Annotated in this window: 12 protein-coding genes; 2 read left to right on the top strand and 10 right to left on the bottom strand. The window is 67.0% G+C overall.

Annotation, left to right across the window (positions count from 1 at the left end):
* Nucleotides 1-30 precede the first annotated feature (30 nt).
* The 4 genes from PGN23_RS07065 to PGN23_RS07050 all read right to left on the bottom strand — a co-directional run bounded on the left by PGN23_RS07065 (nucleotide 31) and on the right by PGN23_RS07050 (nucleotide 7,374).
* Entirely contained in the window at nucleotides 31-1,230 is a 1,200-nt protein-coding gene (locus PGN23_RS07065) for an IS256 family transposase (RefSeq protein WP_335302199.1), read from the bottom strand.
* Between the two features lie 63 nt (nucleotides 1,231-1,293).
* Complete coding sequence (locus PGN23_RS07060; RefSeq protein WP_335302198.1) at nucleotides 1,294-2,016, bottom strand: IS6 family transposase; 723 nt, start codon at nucleotides 2,014-2,016, stop codon at nucleotides 1,294-1,296.
* A gap of 185 nt (nucleotides 2,017-2,201) precedes the next feature.
* Nucleotides 2,202-3,950: a gamma-glutamyltransferase gene (gene ggt, locus PGN23_RS07055; RefSeq protein WP_335302197.1), complete on the bottom strand. Its 1,749-nt coding sequence runs from the start codon at nucleotides 3,948-3,950 to the stop codon at nucleotides 2,202-2,204.
* A 13-nt stretch (nucleotides 3,951-3,963) separates the two neighbouring features.
* Nucleotides 3,964-7,374 (bottom strand): TonB-dependent receptor, encoded by a 3,411-nt coding sequence (locus PGN23_RS07050; protein ID WP_335302196.1) that lies wholly within the window; start codon nucleotides 7,372-7,374, stop codon nucleotides 3,964-3,966.
* Nucleotides 7,375-7,535: 161 nt separating this feature from the next.
* Between PGN23_RS07050 and PGN23_RS07045 the strand changes: the two genes are divergently transcribed.
* Together PGN23_RS07045 and PGN23_RS07040 are read left to right on the top strand one after the other, a co-directional pair.
* The gene (locus PGN23_RS07045) at nucleotides 7,536-8,072 is read left to right on the top strand and encodes an RNA polymerase sigma factor (RefSeq protein ID WP_335302195.1); all 537 of its coding nucleotides are present in this window, start codon (nucleotides 7,536-7,538) and stop codon (nucleotides 8,070-8,072) included.
* Nucleotides 8,069-9,013, top strand: coding sequence for a FecR family protein (locus PGN23_RS07040; protein ID WP_335302194.1), 945 nt, complete (start codon nucleotides 8,069-8,071; stop codon nucleotides 9,011-9,013). The genes PGN23_RS07045 and PGN23_RS07040 overlap by 4 nt, the downstream gene beginning before the upstream one ends.
* 87 nt (nucleotides 9,014-9,100) lie before the next feature.
* On the opposite strand, the gene PGN23_RS07035 is transcribed toward PGN23_RS07040, so the two are convergent.
* From PGN23_RS07035 to PGN23_RS07010, 6 genes are all read right to left on the bottom strand, one after another.
* Complete coding sequence (locus tag PGN23_RS07035; protein WP_335302193.1) at nucleotides 9,101-9,460, bottom strand: nuclear transport factor 2 family protein; 360 nt, start codon at nucleotides 9,458-9,460, stop codon at nucleotides 9,101-9,103.
* Nucleotides 9,461-9,463: 3 nt separating this feature from the next.
* On the bottom strand, nucleotides 9,464-10,687 hold the full coding sequence (locus PGN23_RS07030; RefSeq protein ID WP_335302192.1) for an FAD-dependent oxidoreductase: 1,224 nt from the start codon (nucleotides 10,685-10,687) through the stop codon (nucleotides 9,464-9,466).
* Between the two features lie 273 nt (nucleotides 10,688-10,960).
* The gene (locus PGN23_RS07025; RefSeq protein ID WP_335302191.1) at nucleotides 10,961-12,121 is read right to left on the bottom strand and encodes a CaiB/BaiF CoA transferase family protein; all 1,161 of its coding nucleotides are present in this window, start codon (nucleotides 12,119-12,121) and stop codon (nucleotides 10,961-10,963) included.
* Entirely contained in the window at nucleotides 12,118-13,911 is a 1,794-nt protein-coding gene (locus PGN23_RS07020) for a beta-L-arabinofuranosidase domain-containing protein (protein WP_335302190.1), read from the bottom strand. Before PGN23_RS07020 ends, PGN23_RS07025 begins: the two co-directional genes overlap by 4 nt.
* A 7-nt stretch (nucleotides 13,912-13,918) precedes the next feature.
* Nucleotides 13,919-16,063: an SUMF1/EgtB/PvdO family nonheme iron enzyme gene (locus PGN23_RS07015; protein ID WP_335302189.1), complete on the bottom strand. Its 2,145-nt coding sequence runs from the start codon at nucleotides 16,061-16,063 to the stop codon at nucleotides 13,919-13,921.
* On the bottom strand, nucleotides 16,060-17,034 hold the full coding sequence (locus tag PGN23_RS07010; protein WP_335302188.1) for a ribokinase: 975 nt from the start codon (nucleotides 17,032-17,034) through the stop codon (nucleotides 16,060-16,062). Before PGN23_RS07010 ends, PGN23_RS07015 begins: the two co-directional genes overlap by 4 nt.
* Between the last annotated feature and the right edge of the window lie 6 nt (nucleotides 17,035-17,040).

Below are 17,040 nucleotides of genomic sequence, written 5' to 3'. Positions count from 1 at the left end.
CCGCATCGATCTCCGGCCAGGCCGGGATGGTCAGGCAGCCATGGCGGGCAGCGTGACGGTGGGATCATCGCTCAACTGGGCGACGCTTTCCAGCGTCATGTAGCGCCCGCGCTGGACGGCCCATTCATCGTTCTGTTCGAGCAGGAGCGCGCCGACGAGACGGGTGATGGCATCTTCGTTGGGGAATATGCCGACAACGCCGGTGCGCCGCTTGATCTCGCCGTTCAGGCGTTCGAGCGGATTGGTGCTGTGAAGCTTGGTGCGATGCTGCGGCGGCAACGACATGTAGGCCAGCACGTCCTCCTCGGCGGTATCCATCATCCGGGCGAGCTTGGGGACGCTGGGGCGCAGCTGGTCGGCGACCTTACGCCACTGGTTCCTAGCGGCCTCTGGCGTTTCCTGCGCATATGCCGTGGCGATGAAGGCCGAGACGACACGGCGCCCGCTCTTGCCGGCATGCGCCATGGCGTTGCGGGCGAAGTGGACCCGGCACCGCTGCCAGGTCGCGCTGAACACGCGCGAGACGGCGGCCTTGATGCCTTCATGCGCGTCCGAGATCACGAGCTTCACGCCGCGCAGGCCCCGCCGGGCAAGGCTGCGCAGGAAGTCCGTCCAGAACGTCTCGGCCTCCGACGCGCCGATCGCCATCCCCAGCACCTCGCGACGACCGTCACCGTTCACGCCGACCGCGATGGTCACCGCAACGGACACAATGCGACCGGCCTGGCGCACCTTCAGGTAGGTGGCATCGACCCAGACGTACGGCCAGTCGCCCTCGATGGGCCGGTCGAGGAACGCCTTCACACGAACGTCGATCTCCTCGCACAACCGGCTAACCTGGCTCTTCGAAATGCCCGACATCCCCATCGCCTTGACCAGATCATCGACCGAGCGGGTCGAGATGCCCTGGATGTACGCCTCCTGCACGACCGCGGTCAGCGCCTTCTCGGCAAGGCGGCGTGGTTCAAGGAAGGTTGGGAAGTAACTGCCGGTCCTCAACTTGGGGATGCGCAGCTCGACCGTACCGGCGCGGGTTTCCCAGTCGCGCTCGCGATAGCCATTGCGTTGGGCGAGCCGGTCGCTGCTCTTCTCCCCATAGCCGGCACCGGTCAGGCTGCCGACCTCCAGATCCATCAGACGCTGCGCGGCAAAACCGATCATCTCGCGCAGAAAATCAGCATCCGCGCTCTTTCCCAAAAGCGCCTGAACGCCCATCGTATCTTCGGTCATCGGGGTCTCCGTTGGTTGAGTTTCGCAACCCAAACCTAACCGAAGATCGCCGATGGCCACCCCTCAGCTACACCACCCCGTGGGACACAACCCTGCCAGGGCGGCAGAGCGTCGTTCCTTGTAAGTCTTTCGGTCACTCAGATGGCGTTCGAGGCTGAAGTGGTTGTGGATGCTGGCGTGGACGGATGCGAACTTCTGTAACGAACTCATTCGCCTGAACCGGTTCATCGCTCGCTCTCGTCGTCGGAACGGCAGGTGCGAATTCTCAATCCGGTTGTTGGCCCAGCGGCCGACCTCCTGCTTCTCGCGATTGCCGAGTTCATCCATCGCAGCGCCATAGCTGCGCAACCCATCGGTGGTGATCGCCTCAGGCGCGCCGTGGCGCTTCAGCGCCTTGCGCATGAAGCTAAGCGCCGCCTTCTTGTCCCGTGTGCGAGTGACGTAGCTTTCCAGCACCTCGCCTTCATGATCGACGGCGCGCCACAGGTAGACCATCTCACCGTTCAGCTTCACGTACATCTCATCGAGATGCCATCGCCAGTGGCGGAAGCCGCGCATTCGGCTGATGCGCTGGCGGCGGATGTCGCCTGCAAACATCGGCCCGAATCTGTTCCACCATAGCCGGACCGTCTCGTGGCAGATGTCGATACCCCGCTCGAACAGCAGGTCTTCCACGTTCCTGAGCGACAGCGGGAAGCGGACGTACATGAGCACCACCAGCCGGATCACCTCGGGCGACGAGTTGAAGTAGCGGAACGGGCTGGCGGACTTGCGTGGGCGAGGCATGACCCAGCCTAGCCGCACTACCTTACTCGCTGGTGCATTAGCTTTGACGATGCCCGCTCCGTGAATACCGGAGAGCGGCGTTATTTGTTGGCCCGCAGACTCCCCGTTCTTGATCCCACCTGCCCCCATTCAAACGGGTTAGCGTGAGGCGTGCAGATCGCGTGGGCAATCTCGTTCGGGCGCGGTCAACGCGCAGCCACCGCGGCAGCGTCCGGGCGGCGGGTGTCGGCGGCCCCGAGGTACGTTCCGCCCTCCACCATGATGCTCTGGATGCTGCCCATGGTGTTTGAAGCGCGCACGCGATGTCCCTTCGCCTCCAGCAGGGGCACGATGTCGGGGGAGAAGCCCTCCTCCAACTCCAGTGGCGCATCGCCGCCGCCCTGGTTGATGCGCGGGCGCTCGGCGGCTTCCGCGACGTTGAGGCCGTGGTCGATGACGTTGGACAACAGTTGCACCATCGTGGCGATGATATAACCACCGCCCGGCGTGCCGGTGACCAACCACGGCCGGTCCCCGTTGAAAACGATGAGCGGCGTGATCGTCGATCCGACGCGCTTGTTCGGACCCGGCAGCGTCGCGCGGCGTTCGCTTGCGGCATCGCGCCGCGTCCACGCCAGATTGCCGAGCGAGTTGTTGAGCAGGACGCCCGTTCCCGGCGCAACGACATGCGCGCCGTAGGAGGCCGACAGCGTATAGGTGTTGCTGACCGCATTTCCATCCGCATCGACGACGGAGAAGTGGGTCGTGTCCTTGCTCTCGTGCGGATAGGGATTGCCGTCGGGTAGCATCCGCGCGTCGAGCGCACGATCGGGGCGGATCAGCGCGGCGCGCTCTATGGCGTAGGACTTGCTCGCCAGCCCCTCGGCGGGCGTCTTCCAGTCGGGTCCGCCGCCGATCAGACGCCGGTCGGCGGACACAATCTTCATTGTTTCCGACAGCAGGTGCAGGTTCACGACGCTGCCCCATTTTGCCGGCGCGACAGGGAAGCGCTCGAGGATGTTCATCGCCTCTGCGACACTGACCCCGGACGCGGTGGGCGGCATATACGCGATGCGCCGGCCGCGATAACTGGACCAGATCGGCTCGGAGACGATCGCGCGATACCCCGCCAGGTCGGCTGCATCGATGATGCCGCCGCCCGCCTTGATTCCCGCGGCGAGCAGCTGCGCCAGCGGGCCGCGGTAGAAGGCATCGGCACCACCCGCCGCGATCGCCTTCAGCGTGGCGGCAAGGTCGGGCTGGCGGAAGCGGTCGCCGGGCGCATAGGCGGCGCCGTCGGGCTTGAAAAACATCGCCATCGCCGCGGCGTCGTCCGCCATCAGCCTGCGCTGATCGGCGTTCGCCTTTGCCTCGTCATCGGACAGCGCGACACCCTGCTGCGCCATCGCGATGGCAGGGGCGAGGAGCGTACCCCAAGGGAGCTTCCCGAAGCGGCGATGCGCCTCCCACAAACCCGCGACGGTGCCGGGGATGGCGACGCCCTTCATCGACATCACCCTGGCCTGATCCAGCTTGCCCGCCGCGTCGACCAGGAGGTCAGGCGTGGTGTGGCGCGACGCCTGGCCGTAGTAATCGATCGCGATCGTCTGCGCCGGGCGGCCGTCCTTCGCGACCATATGGATCAGCATGTAACCGCCGCCGCCGACATTACCCGCGCGCGGCAGCGTGACCGCCAGCGCGAAACCGGTCGCCACCGCCGCATCCACTGCATTGCCGCCGCGACGCAGGATGTCTGCCCCGACCCGCGCGGCGAGGACGTTCTGGCTGACCACCATACCGCCACGTCCGATCGTCGGCTTGTGGATCTGATCATAGGCCACGATGTCGCCGCCCGACGGGCTGGCAGCGCGCGGCGCCGCTTCCCCCACGGATTGCGCGAAGGTGGCGGCGGGTACGCTCGCGAGCAACGCGGCGGCGGCGAGGTGGCGGATCATATCTGCGCTCCGATCAGAACGAGGCGCGCACGTTGGCGTACCAATAGCGGCCATAGGGGGTGTAGAGCGAGCCGAGGAAGCCGTTCGACGACAACGGCGGCTTAGCATCGGTCAGGTTGCGCACGCCGATGCGCAGGCGATAGCGTCCCTCCGCCTTGTTGCCGACCGATAGCTGCGCGTACAGATTGTACGTCATCTGGCTGTCGACCACCCACGGCGCCCCCGCGCTGTCGATCAGGCCGGTGTCATCCACGCTGCCCGTATATTGCGTGAACGCCCCCACCTCGAACGCGTCATAACTCCAGTTGGCGGAACCGGTGACGCGCCAGCGCGGCTTGCCGTTCTGGCGTACCAGGCTGCCGGCGTCGGCGATGTTGGTGCCCGCGTTGATCTTGCCCGCGGCACGGGCGTCGATCAGATCCTGGATCGGCGGTGAGGGCTGCAGGAAGAACTTGTCGAGATAGGCGGCGTTGGCGCTGAATGTGAACCGCCCCGCGCCGAAGTCCGGCCAGCGCCAGGTCGCACCCAAGTCGACGCCCGACGCCTGCTGCGGCAGCAGGTTCACATACTGATCGCGGACGTACAGCACGCGTCCCACCGGATCGATCCCGCTGCCCGCGAACAAGGCGATGTCGTCAGCGGTCGGCGCGGCGCGAACGACATTGGCGTTGGTCGATCCCGATACGCGCGCGAGATAGTCGGAGATCAGCGCATTACCCTCGCCGAAGATGCCGACGATACCCTTCTGCTTCACGTTCCAATAGTCGGCAGTGAACGTAAGGCGGCCGAGCGATCCTTCGAGGAAGGCCGGCTCCAGCACCACGCCCGCGCTCCAGGTATTCGACGTCTCCGGGCGCAGGCCGGGGTTGCCGGCGCGCTGCGCCTGGATCGCGAACGACTGCGCGCAATTGCTGAAGCTGCTGATCGCGCCGGTGCGCAGTTGCGCCTCGCACCGGATCCAGTCGGTGCGGGTGTTCGACCGCGTCACGACGCGGGCGTTGATCTGCTCCAGGTTCGGCGCCTTGAACCCCTCGGCGTAGGAACCGCGCAGCCGCAGCCCGCGCACCACGTCCCAGGCGCCCGCGATCTTCGGTTTCGCGACCGAACCGACGTCACTGTAATGCTCGAACCGGCCCGCCAGCTGAAATTCCAGACTGCGCACCAGCGGCACGTTCATGTCCGGCCCGATCACCGGCACCGCCAGCTCGACATAGGCCGCGGCGACCGTGCGGCGGCCGCTGGTGTCGGGCGACGGGCTGGTCCCCACCAGATCGGAGCCAAGCACGTTGCCGGTCACGCTATCGGTGAACGTGATGGTGCCGTCGACGCGTGGATCGCGGTCGTCGAGCTGCGTTTCGCGCCGCACTTCGGCCCCGAAAGCGATCCCCAGGTTGCCGCCGGGCAGCGTCAGAAGGTCGGCACGCGACGCCTTCAGATCGGCCAGCGCCAGCGTCGCCTTGCTGAACCGCGTGGAGGTGACGCGGATGGCATCGAGCGCAGCGGCGTTGCTGAGCGTCGTGTCCGCACCGCTGGGATCGGCGAGGTTGCTACCGTTGAACGGGTTGTAGGCGTTCGGAGTAGACAGCCCCAGCTGACGCTGGAGCGCGGTTGCGCTGATGCCGTCCGACGTGTCGCGTACCGTCGCCTGTGAATAGAGTGCCGCGCTTTCCCATTGAAAGCCGAGCCAGTCCCAGCGCAGCCCGGCGAGCGCGCGCCATTGGTCGTTCTTTACATGGACCAGATTGGGGCCGGCATCGGCGACATTGTAGCTCGACAGCGTCACTGCCAGCCCTGACGCGGGCGCATTGATCCCGGGCAGGCGATTGGGGTTCGCCGCGCCGTTCAGCACGGTGGGACCAAACGGATTGTAATAGTTGCTGGCCGGAATCACGATCGGCAGCGAGCTGAGCGTGCCCGACGACGACTGGATGCTGTCGGTCGTAGCGGAATAATAGCCCGCCTCGCCAAACAGCTCCAGGTTGTCGCCCAGCTCGTAATGGCCGTTGAGGAACAGGTTGATCCGCTCGACCCTGGGCTGGATGTAGGTGTCGTAGGCGACGCGCGGATCGAAGCGCAGGTTGCGGTCGGCAGCGGCGGTGTTGGTGCCGTCATCTATGCACAGGCCGTTCTTCAGCCCTGTGGTGGCATTCGTCTGGCAGCCGCTGTTGGTCGACGGCTGGATGTGGAACTGGCCAGAGGCGTTGGTGAGGACGGTGCTGCCCTGGCGTACCTGGACATTGCCGACCGTCTGGAACGAGCCCCAGGGCGTGATGGAAGCGCGCCCGTCGAGCGCGCTCGCGCCCTCGAACCGGGTGCCGACGAACAGCGGTCGCTTGTCGTCCGAGGCGGTGTAATCCTGCTCCGAACTGCGCAGCGCAGAGCGTGTTGCATAGCTGGCGAAGAGCGTCACGTTGCCGCGTCCGCCACCCAGATCCTTGCCCAGAAGCAGGTTGACGTTGCTCTCCGTCGTGCTGGTGCCCTCGGGGTAGCCCGTCTGCCCCTCAATCTGGATGCCGGTGTAGTCGGTGCGCAGGACCGTGTTGACGACCCCCGCGACCGCGTCCGAGCCATAGATCGCCGCCGCACCGTCGCGCAGCACCTCCAGCCGCTCCAGCCCGAAGACGGGAATGGCGTTGGTGTTGTATGTCAGAACCGGGACGAGGTTGTCGTCGGCGCGACTGGTCGGGTGGTTCACCACGCGCCGCCCGTTGAGCAGCACCAGCGTGTTGCCGACACCTAGGTTGCGCAGGTTGACCGAGCCGACGTCGCCGCGCGCCGCGTTCGAACTGTTGGGCAGGTATGAGCTGTTGAAAGTTACGTCACCCAGTTGCGGGATCGAGCGGAACAATTCGTCGCCAGTGACCGCGCCGGTGTTGCGGATCTGCTGTTCGTCGACGACCGTCACCGGCAGCGCGGCGGTGGTCTTCGCGCCTTTGATCTGGCTGCCGACGACGACGATGTCACTGGGTGGTGCTTCGTCCGCCGGGTCGCCATCGACGGCGGCCTCGACCGCGGCTGTAGAGGGGGCGGTGCGGCCTTCCTCCGGCGCTTGCGACGGCGCAGCCTGCATCAGCGCGGCGGGGCGAAGCGCACCGGACTGCGGCCCCGCCACCTCCTGCGGCACCACCCGGACACGGTTGGGGCCGGTGAAGCGCCACGTATAACCGCTATGCGCGAGCAGGCGGTCGAGCGCCGCGCCCGCAGTGAAGCGCCCGGACAGCCGCGGCGCGGGGCGGCTGCCGATCGCGGGATCGGTGAAGACCAGCTGCACGCCGGTTTGCTGCGCTACCTGGAGCAGCGCGGCGTCGAGCCGGGCCGCGGTGACGTCGATGGCGACCGCGCCCTCCCCGGCAGAAGCAAACGCGGGCGTCGCCAGCGCAAGCGCACACGCCGACGCCAGCAGTGAGTAGGCATTCCTGTTCATCTGGTCCCCCGACCGCGACAGGTCCCTGCGCCTGTCGTTTCATGTGATGACGCAAGGAATGGCCGTTCGCGAACCTGACCGCCGTTATTTTTTTGCGCGCGCGGTATTCCACGTTCGCATTGCACCCCGGTTCGCGTCATCACTGGCGGGATGGCAGGGGCATGACACAGCAGCACGCGACCGACGCGACCGCGATCCCCCCGGAGGCGTGGGACGAAGAGGCATTCGCGAGCTATCGCGCCGCGCTGCGCGCCTTTGTCGCGCGCCGGGTGCGCGACCCCCATGAGGTCGAAGACTTGGTGCAAGAGGCCTGCGCGCGGCTGATGACCAGCGCGCAGCAGCGTACGCTGGAGGCACCGCAAGCCTATCTGTTTCGCATCGCCGCTAACTTGATCGCCGATCGCCATCGCCGCGCGATGCCGACTGTTCCACTGGCCGAGGAGCATCATCCCGCCGTCTATCCCGATCAGGAGGAGCGACGACGCGCCGCCGACGTCCGCGCTGCGCTCACCGCGGCCCTGGCGGAACTATCGCCGCGGGTGCGCGAGGTGTTCGTGCTGCGCCGCTTCGACGAGCGCCACACCGGGGAGATCGCACGCGAGCTGGGGATCAGCCCGCGCATGGTTCAAAAGCACCTGACCACGGCGACCTTGCATCTTTATCGCCGGCTGGGTCATCTGATGGATCGTGGCGCATGAGCCGCCGCCCCACCCCGCCCGCGACACCGCCACTGCCGCTCGCCGAGCGTGCGGAAGTGGTGTTCGACGCCTTCCTCGATGGGCGCGACGACGAAATCCACCCCGACGATCGCGCCGAAGCGGAGGCGTTCTGGTCATGGCTGGGCGGGCAGGAGCGGCCCGCTCTGCCACAAGTCGAGAAACCGCCCGCCGCGACGCGGCGTTGGACTGCGTATGCCGCCGCCGCGGCGATCGTGGCTAGCGTGGGCGGAGCAAGCGGATGGTGGCTGTCGCATTCCGCGGCATTGTTGCCTGCGACCGAATATGCAGCGGGTCATGCCGAGCGGCGCGTCATTCACCTCGCCGACGGATCGACCGTGACGCTGGCGGCGGACAGCCGGGTCGCCGTGCGGCTGAGCGCGGGACGACGCGACCTACGCCTGCTGCAGGGCGAGGCGTTGTTCGAGGTGGCGCACGATCGCCAGCGCCCGTTCGTTGTCGCGACCGCGCATGGCGAGGTGCGCGCGGTTGGCACCGCTTTCGACGTCACGCTGCGGCAGGAGGATGCGTCGGTCGCTGTTGTCGAGGGCGTCGTTGAAATTGCGCTGCCTTCTACCGGGGGCAAGTCGGCCGAACCGATCGTCAAGATGGCATCGAAGGGTGAGCAGGTCGCCTTCGGAACCGCCACGCGCGCAGGGCAGTCCATCGGCTTCATCAGCCAGTCCGCAGCGGCCGACCCCGCGTCGATCACCGCGTGGACGCGTGGAAAGCTTGTTTTTCGCGGCGAGCCATTGGCGCAGGTGGTGGAAACGATCAACCGCTACGCGACCGATCAGTTGCGCATCACCGATCCCAGACAGGCGGCGACGCCGGTCTATGGCGTGGTTGATCAGGGTGATGTCGGAGCGATCCGAGACTTGATCGACAACCCGGACGCTGTGGTGTTTGCGCGCGCACCTTAGCTGGGTCGTCGACCCAGATGCCGGCTCCAACGATAATGCGAAACGCACCGGCCGGCTTTTCCGACCATCCGCGGCGCCGCGCGGTTTTCAGCCAGGTTTGAGATCGTGTACGTAGACCTCGTTTAATGTGATGCGGTTGCAATCGAGCACGACGAGATCGAATCCACGCAGCCGCCCTCCGCCCTCGACATCGCAATACCACCGCCCGGTGTAGCCGTCGCGCGTCGACCATATCTCGTCCGGCGTATAGGTCATGGCGGGCGTCGCGGCGAACAACCCCGTCAGGTAAGCGCGAAGCTGGTCGTGGCCCCGGAGCCCCGCGGCGGTCTGCGGATCACGGTAGACGCAGTCTTCGGCATAGAAGGCCAACAAGGCAGGTACATCCTTCGCGGTCCACGCCGCCAGCCACTCGGCATTGTAGCGTTCGATGTCACTCGCATCCGGCATGGTTCAAGCTCCCAAAACGCGTGCGCGATGCTCCGCAGTAAAGACGTCGGGCGGCACCGTTTCGGGCCCTGCCAGCACGGCGACGCCGTGCATCCCCAAAGCGGGATCCTCCGCGCACTCTTCATGATAGCGGCGGCGACGCTCACGCGCCGGCTCGCCGAACTCCATGTCGAGCCCCGCCTGCAGTTCCGCAGCGGCGCGCAGCCGCCGCATTCGCTCTGCACGCTCCACGGCATATGGCCGGAAGTCGGGCCGCCCGCCTTCGGTCTTGAGGATGCCCGACACAATCCGCACGTCACGATACGTTATTGACAAGCCAAGCCCGAGGATCGGATCATTCCACCCCGCCGCGTCACCGATCAATACTGCGCCCGGCGCATGAGGGCGCTCGGCCACGCTGCAATTGTTGTAATACGCAAAAAGCGGTCCCGCCGGGCTGCCGTTCGCGATCGCTTCATTTTGCGGGGCGCTCGGCAACCGGAAGGCATCAAGGAAACGCCGCGGGCCTTCAGTGCCAGCGAAGCGCGCTTTGTCGGACAGGCTCCAACCCCCGTAAACGCGTACACGCCCATTACCCTGCGGAAAGGTCAAAAAGGCAAAATCACCCTCGGTGCCGATCGTCTGGCGCAGCGGGTCGATCTCCGCCACGTCGTCTACGAGCAGGCCGGCAAACCAATGATGCGGCCTGTCCTGATGCAGCGTCAGCCCCGCAGCACGCCGCACCAACGATTGCCGCCCCTCTGCACCGACAATCAGTGGCGCGCGGGCTATCTGCTCAGCGCCGTCATGCACGTAGGTGACGGACGGCGCGTCGCCGAGGACGATCTCCCCGACCGTCACATCGCGCAGCGCGGTCGCGCCCATCGCGACCGCAGCGTCGAATAGCGTCTGGCAATGCACCGGGTGGCGGATGCACAAAGGTCCCGCGACCCCCTCCGCGAACATGCCAAGCGGCAGCGCGCCCGCCTCCGCCGCGGCGGGATCGCGCGTTTCGTCGTATGTGACATGGCTGGTGAGGTGATGGCCGCCCGCCGCGAGCAGCCTGTCATAGAGCCCAAGACGCTTCGCTTCCGCCACGCCCCAAGGTGCGATCCATTCGCCGCGGACGCGATCCTCATAGACCGTCGACTTTTCCAGCAGCAACACGGACTTGCCCGTACGGGCCATCACCGCCGCCAGCGCCGACCCGCCAATCCCGCCACCCACCACGATCAGATCGTAGGTCATGCCGCCTCCTCATTCGCGATCAGAGGCGAGCCGCTGTAACGCCGGATGCAAGTCTCACCGCTGGTATCCAGTCGCGCTACCACGCACCGCCACCTCCCGCGCCTCTAAGTCGACCGATTTAACCCATGGGTAGCTGTTCGTCCAGCCGCCATCGGTTTGGCCGGCGAGCGGACGCGGGCGGCCTAGGATTTGCTTAATCGATCAGGCGCACTTGGATCTTACAAAGCACTACGTGGAAGCCTCGTAGCCCGGCCGCAAATATTGGAAGCCGCTCTAGTGACGCAGCAGCTTACGGAGATTGGGCCCATCCTGATCCAGGAGCGGCGCTGAATACGGATCAGGCACCGGCGTGCGCGAGAAGGTTAGCGGTCGAGTTACGCCACGATAATGGCCAAGCGTCGGATGAGGAATGTCAACCATCAGCCCCTCGGCCACAACTTGGGGATGGTCGAACATTTCCTCGATCCCGCGGGCTACGGAACACGGTACCGAGTCAGCGAGCAAATCCTCCCATTCTTCGGCGGTGCGCGCCAACAACATTTCACGTAGTCGCGGCACGAGTTCGCCGGCTCGATCGGCCCGTTTCCTGACAGTATCATAGCGCGGATCGTCGGCTAGTTCCGGCAGCCCGACGCGGTCACATAGCGCGCGCCAGAAGTGGGCCGTGTTCGCTGACAAGTAGAGCCACCCCTCAGCCGTCGGATGCAGTCCCGTTATGCCGCCCGACCGCATATCGCGCGAGATGTCGTGGCGCTCGCCGGGTCCCCGGATCATGCGCGCTGACTGCATCGTCAGCGCACTGCGCAGCAGCGACACGCCTACATACTGGCCCTGCCCGCTGCGCTCACGCTCGTACAAAGCGGAGGCGACTCCGCCCGCTACCAGCGCCGCGGCATAGTAATCGACCGGCGAACCGTAGGTCAGCTCGGGCGGACCGCTGGCCTTGCCCTGCAGCCGCGACATCCCCGTCATGGCCTGGAGCACCTGATCGTATCCCGCCTTGCCCGCCATCGGCCCCTGCTCGCCATAGCCGGTGACGGCGCAATAGATGAGCCGGGGGTTGGCGGCCGAGAGCGTCGCATGGTCGATGCCCAGCCGCTCGGCGACTCCGGGACGGAAGTTGTGGACCAGCACGTCCGCCTCGTCCGCCAACGCCAGCAGAACGGCGCGATCGTCGTCGCGCTTCAGGTCGAGCACCACCCCCTGCTTAGAGCGGTTGACGCCCAGGAACGCGCGATTCTCTCCTTCCAATGTCGAGGGATAGTTGCGCAAATTGTCGCCCGCGGGCGGCTCCACCTTGATGACGGCCGCCCCCTGATCGGCAAGGAGCGTGCACCCATAGGGACCCGCGATATATGCGCTGAGGTCGAGCACCTTGATCCCCGCGAGCGGACCTGCCCCGCCAGTGCGCTTCACTGCGTCGAACGCGCTCATCGTCTGTCCTTCGGCGCGAGGCGAAACCATGTTAGCCGCCATGCGCCATCGTGGCGCCCACCGGCGCGGTAATAGGGTTGCAGCGGTATCGGCGCGCGATCCATCGGAACGAGCGAAAGCGCATCGTCCGCGGCGACCGCGACCGCATCGGCGGGCAACCGCACCGTCTCCTCTACCTTGAAGCCGTCGACCAGGTCGCTGGCGTAGACGAGGGGACCGCGCGTCACCGCCACATAGTCGTGGCACATCACCTCCTGCGCCACCGGCGCGCCGTCGGGCGCCAACGATTCCTGCACGTTGCGCAGCGTTGCGGCGTGCAATCGCGGCACCATCGGCAGCCGCAACGTCAGCTGTTGTCTTGCTTCCACGCGGGCGTACGCACCGGCGGCCAGCGGAGCCGACAGACCGTCCAGCGTCGCGCCCTCGGCCCAGTCGGGGATGCGGATGGCGAGCGGCAGTGCTTTCTGACCGGCCTCAATCGCTATCCGGATCACACCATCAAAGGGATAGTCGGAGGTCTGCATAATTGTCACGGCGCCGAACCCCGGCACGTCGAGCTTGGCTGTCGACGAAACCAGCAGATTGATGGCGACCGCGCCGTCAGCGGTGATGCCGTAGGCGAGTTCGGGCAGTTCCTCGATCGCGATCGCCCCGCTAGACTTGCAGCACCGCCAATAGGTGGTGTGGACGCGCTTTCCGTTGGGAAAGCTGTAGTAGCACCAATCTTCGCCATCCGCGGCCTGCGCACCAAGCAGGTCGTTATAGGCCGCGCGCTCGATCTCCTGCGCGAAGCGCGCGTCGCCCAGTGCCGCGAGCAGTTCGCGATTGAGCTGGATCCACGCCATCGTCGAACAGGTCTCGACATAGCCATAGGGGCTGAACGCGCCCGCGGCATTGAAGACCTCCCGCGAGCGATGCGCGACCCCGCCCCACGGTCCGCCGCCGAGCGTCAGGTGCTCGCCGCGCACGCGCTGCCACTGCGCCAGCGCCGCCTTCAGCAGGTGCGGCTCGCCGGTCGCACGGTGCAACTTGGCAAGGCCGACCAAGTTCCACAGCAGCTGATACGCTTTGCCGGTCGCGATCGTGGACGGATCGGCGCCGTCCAACGCCGCGGTCAGGAAGGCGCTGTGCGGATCCGCCTCGGCCTGATCCAGCACCAGCAGCGCTAGGTCGCGGTAACGCGTGTCGCCGGTCGCGAAAAACAGCTCGCACGCCGGATCGATCAGCACGGTGGCGGACAGGCCGAAGTGGTTGCCCAGATCGGTGATCCGCACGATGCCCCCGCCCAGCACCCCGGCGAACAAGTCGCCGATCGCGCAGGCCGCCGACAGGTAGCGATCGTCCCCGGTCGCGCGCGATGCCTCGATCAACCCCAGGATCAGATAGGCGTGGGTCCATGCGTCCCACGTCCGCCACGCCGGCTCGCCATTCCACGTGAACGGCTTGGGCGGCTGCTTCACCATGAAGCGGCGGGGCGGGGGATAGTTGCCGAGATAGCCGTCGGCATCCTGCAACGATAGCAGGTGATCGGCGACGCGCCGCACCGTCGCCAGCAACGCAGCATCACCGGCGCGGGCGGCGGCGCGCGCCGCCGCGAACAGCCACTTGCCGGCATGTTCGCCGTACCAGTCGCCGCCCTCGTTCGCGGCCGCGGTCGCGGGGTCGAAGATCGCGATTGCCGGGCTGTCCGGCCCCGTGATGAACGTCGACAGCCGCCCGCGCCGGTTCGCCGTCACCGCTTCGCCCAGCACCCCGCCCAGCGTCACCGCACCCGGCCGCGCGAAGGTCATAGCCCGCTCAGAGGTCGACGACACAGCGGAACCCGATCCCACCCGAACGATCCTTCGACGGCGCCATCAACAGGTACTTGCCATGCTGGTCGAGCGCATAGCCCTGCGGAAAGTACCAGTGCGAGCTGTGCGGCTGGTACGGGCTGCCCCCGCGCACCACCGCCGCGCGGACGTGGCGGTCGCGATAGACGTCGGTCCATTGCCAGACGTGCCCCGTCATCGCCATCACGCCGAAGGGGCTGGCGCCCGCCGGATGCGAATCGACATCCGACAGCGCGGGCATGTCGCGCGCCAGCGAGGGCGCAGGCGCGGCCTGCTCGTCCCAGGCATCGCCCCAGGGATAGCGGCGGCCGTCGTCGCCCTGCGCGGCATATTGCCACTCCCATTCGCGCGGCAGGCGCTTGCCCGCCCATTCGGCATAAGCGCGCGCGTCCTCGACCCCGACCCACACCACCGGCTGGCGCCCGCTTCCCGGTACGGGCGAGCCGTCATGCCAGTGACGCAGGAAGTTGTGCCGATCCGCCGGAGCATAGCCGGTCGCATCGACGAACGCCTTGTAGTCGGCATTGGTCACCGGAAAGCGGTCGATCGCGAAGGCGGCGATGTCGACCCGGTGGCGGTGGAAGCGCCGCGGCGACGGCTCCCAAGGATATTGGACGTCGACGCCCTCCGCGGCATAGCCCTCGATCACCACGCCGTGTACCGCGAAGTCGAAGGTCGTCGCGGGGATCGCGATCATACCCTCTGGCGAAGTGCAATAGGCGCGCGTCGCGGCGACCGGCTCGACCGCCTGCACCGCGGGCGCCCATGTCGCCGGGAGGTCGGCTAGCGAGCCGGCGTGGGCCGCCATCTCGCGAAGGAACGCGGCCAGTCCTTCGACGTCGGCGCCCGGCATCACCTGCACGAGGGCGGCGAAACCGCGGGCATCCATCGCGCCATCGAAGACGGCCTGGTCGCGCGCTATCCGCGGCGTCACCTCGCACCCGTTCCAGACGTCGAGATAGCGCGCACCCTCGACATGCGGCACTTCGATCAAATCGCCATCCAGCGCATATTCCTGGCGGTTGATAAGCGCCCACAGCGTCATGTCGCGCGATGGGAAGCGACTGGCGAAGACGCCTGCCTGCAACGTCGGTGCATAGGGCACCCAGTCGTCGGTCGTCATCAGCGCGGCGAATTGCCTCTGAATCATCGCCACCCGACGCAGCGTCGCGGCATCGCGCTGCGTCAACATGTTGACGAAGCCGAACACATTCTCCCACGCGACATAGCCGATGCCGTTGAAGAAGGCGTGCTGCAGGTCGCTCCAGCGCTCGCGGCTCCAGCGGTTCTCAATCTGGACGATGTGGCGCGGCTCGACCCACTTCAGCTTCAGCACCGTGGGGATCGATTCGTTGGGGACGCGCTTCGTCCAGCTTTGCAGGTTCCAGCTGAGAATGTGATCGCCGGCTTGTGCGGTGGATTCCGGTTGCAGCACCACCGCGCGCCCGCGCGCCTCGCACGCGACGTGGAACGCGCGCGGGACGCCGGAATAGGTGTCACCGTTGATCCCGTCCGCGCCCGTGGCGGCAACGATGTCCGCCATCCGCTCCCAGTCCGGCGCGTCTCCCTCACGCGTACCGTGATCCCACGGCATCGTCGGCAGGAACACCTTCACCCCGCGCTCGTGGAAGTCGTCCACCACCTGCCGCAGCCCATCCAGATCGCCGGGCAGGTCATGGACCAGGTCGAACTGACCGCGATCGTCCACGCCAATATTGGGGTAGATGTACCACAGCAGCACGCTGTCGACGCCGCCGAACCGCGCCTCCAGATCGTCGAGATAGCGGTCGACGGTGTAGCGTCCAGTATCGGGGTCGAAGAAGAACAGGTCCTCGACCATCACCAGCGCATGGACGAAGTTGCGCTGCGACCAGGCCAGATCCTCGCGCCGGTACAGACTGTCGTCGAGCCCGATCCGCAGCCGATGCTCGCGCCGCCACTCGCGCAACCCCGTCAGCCACGCGTCCGCGGCCCCGGCGACGTCGATCGTCCAGCGCCCCATTTCCTGGAACGGCCAGCCCGGCGCCTTGCCGGGCGTCGGCAGGTACGGACCCGTCAGCGCGTGGCTGAACTTCACGTCGGTGGTGGTGCGGTGCGGGGAGGAAGTCATGTAAAGCCGATCGTCAATTGGGGGTGCGACGCGACGCCGCAATGGTCCGCCAGCGCCGCGGCAGCGGAAGGATCGTGCCCGGCAATTGCCAGCAGCGCGTCGACCCGCTCCCGCGTCGGCACGCTCGATTGCGCGCCCGCTCGTGTGGTAGCCAGCGCCGCCGCCGCGCTGGCGAAGCGCAACGCCGCCGGCACCGGCTCGCCACGCGTCAACGCCGCGGCCAGCGCCCCGCAGAAGGTATCCCCCGCCGCCGTCGTGTCCATCGCAGACACCGCAAACGCGGGCTGAAGCACGTAGCTCTCTCCCGTCCACGCACAGCAACCGCGGGCGCCTAGCGTCACGACCGCCATCGGCGTACCCAGCGCCGCCAGACGATCGCCGATCGAGCCTGCGCCGACCAACACCGCCAGCTCCTCCTCGTTGGCGACCAGCAGGTCGACCGACGCAAGCAGGTCAGCGGGCACCGGCTGCGCGGGGGCGACGTTCAGCATCACCTTTACCCCCGCCGCGCGTGCCGCACGGGCGTAGGCGCCCACCGCCTCTATCGGGATTTCGAGTTGCAGCACCAGCCACGCCACGTCGACGAGGTCGGGCAGATGCTCCGGGCGCAGGTCCATATTGGCGCCCGGCGCGACGGTGATCGCGTTTTCCCCTTGATCGGAGACGGTAATCAGTGCCGCGCCCGTCGCCCGGTCACTGCGCACGACGTGCAGCGCCACGCCCGCGCCGCGCAGCGAGCCCTCAAGCATCTCGCCCGCGGCGTCATCCCCCAGTGCGACCAGCATCGCCGCGTCGGCACCGCCCGCGCGCGCCGCGGCGACCGCCTGGTTGGCGCCCTTGCCACCCGGAACGGTGGCGAGGTCACCGCCCAGCACCGTCTCGCCGGGGGCCGGGATGTGCGGCGCACGTACCACCAGGTCGGCATTGGCCGACCCCGCCACCAGCACGCGCTTCGCCGTCGATCCCCTCATGCCGTC

This window comes from Sphingomonas adhaesiva (assembly GCF_036946125.1).
In the GTDB taxonomy this organism is placed as follows: domain Bacteria; phylum Pseudomonadota; class Alphaproteobacteria; order Sphingomonadales; family Sphingomonadaceae; genus Sphingomonas; species Sphingomonas adhaesiva_A.
The sequence above is the reverse complement of the archived record's forward strand: the minus strand, read 5'-3'. Positions and strand labels throughout refer to the sequence as shown.

Bases quoted from the DNA above. Each gene is read 5' to 3' on its own strand.
- PGN23_RS07065 (WP_335302199.1), bottom strand. From the start codon at position 1,230: ATGACCGAAGATACGATGGGCGTTCAGGCGCTTTTGGGAAAGAGCGCG.
- PGN23_RS07025 (WP_335302191.1), bottom strand. From the start codon at position 12,121: ATGAGCGCGTTCGACGCAGTGAAGCGCACTGGCGGGGCAGGTCCGCTC.
- PGN23_RS07050 (WP_335302196.1), bottom strand. From the start codon at position 7,374: ATGAACAGGAATGCCTACTCACTGCTGGCGTCGGCGTGTGCGCTTGCG.
- PGN23_RS07045 (WP_335302195.1), top strand. From the start codon at position 7,536: ATGACACAGCAGCACGCGACCGACGCGACCGCGATCCCCCCGGAGGCG.
- PGN23_RS07060 (WP_335302198.1), bottom strand. From the start codon at position 2,016: ATGCCTCGCCCACGCAAGTCCGCCAGCCCGTTCCGCTACTTCAACTCG.
- PGN23_RS07010 (WP_335302188.1), bottom strand. From the start codon at position 17,034: ATGAGGGGATCGACGGCGAAGCGCGTGCTGGTGGCGGGGTCGGCCAAT.
- PGN23_RS07020 (WP_335302190.1), bottom strand. From the start codon at position 13,911: ATGACCTTCGCGCGGCCGGGTGCGGTGACGCTGGGCGGGGTGCTGGGC.
- PGN23_RS07035 (WP_335302193.1), bottom strand. From the start codon at position 9,460: ATGCCGGATGCGAGTGACATCGAACGCTACAATGCCGAGTGGCTGGCG.
- PGN23_RS07040 (WP_335302194.1), top strand. From the start codon at position 8,069: ATGAGCCGCCGCCCCACCCCGCCCGCGACACCGCCACTGCCGCTCGCC.
- PGN23_RS07015 (WP_335302189.1), bottom strand. From the start codon at position 16,063: ATGACTTCCTCCCCGCACCGCACCACCACCGACGTGAAGTTCAGCCAC.
- ggt (WP_335302197.1), bottom strand. From the start codon at position 3,950: ATGATCCGCCACCTCGCCGCCGCCGCGTTGCTCGCGAGCGTACCCGCC.
- PGN23_RS07030 (WP_335302192.1), bottom strand. From the start codon at position 10,687: ATGACCTACGATCTGATCGTGGTGGGTGGCGGGATTGGCGGGTCGGCG.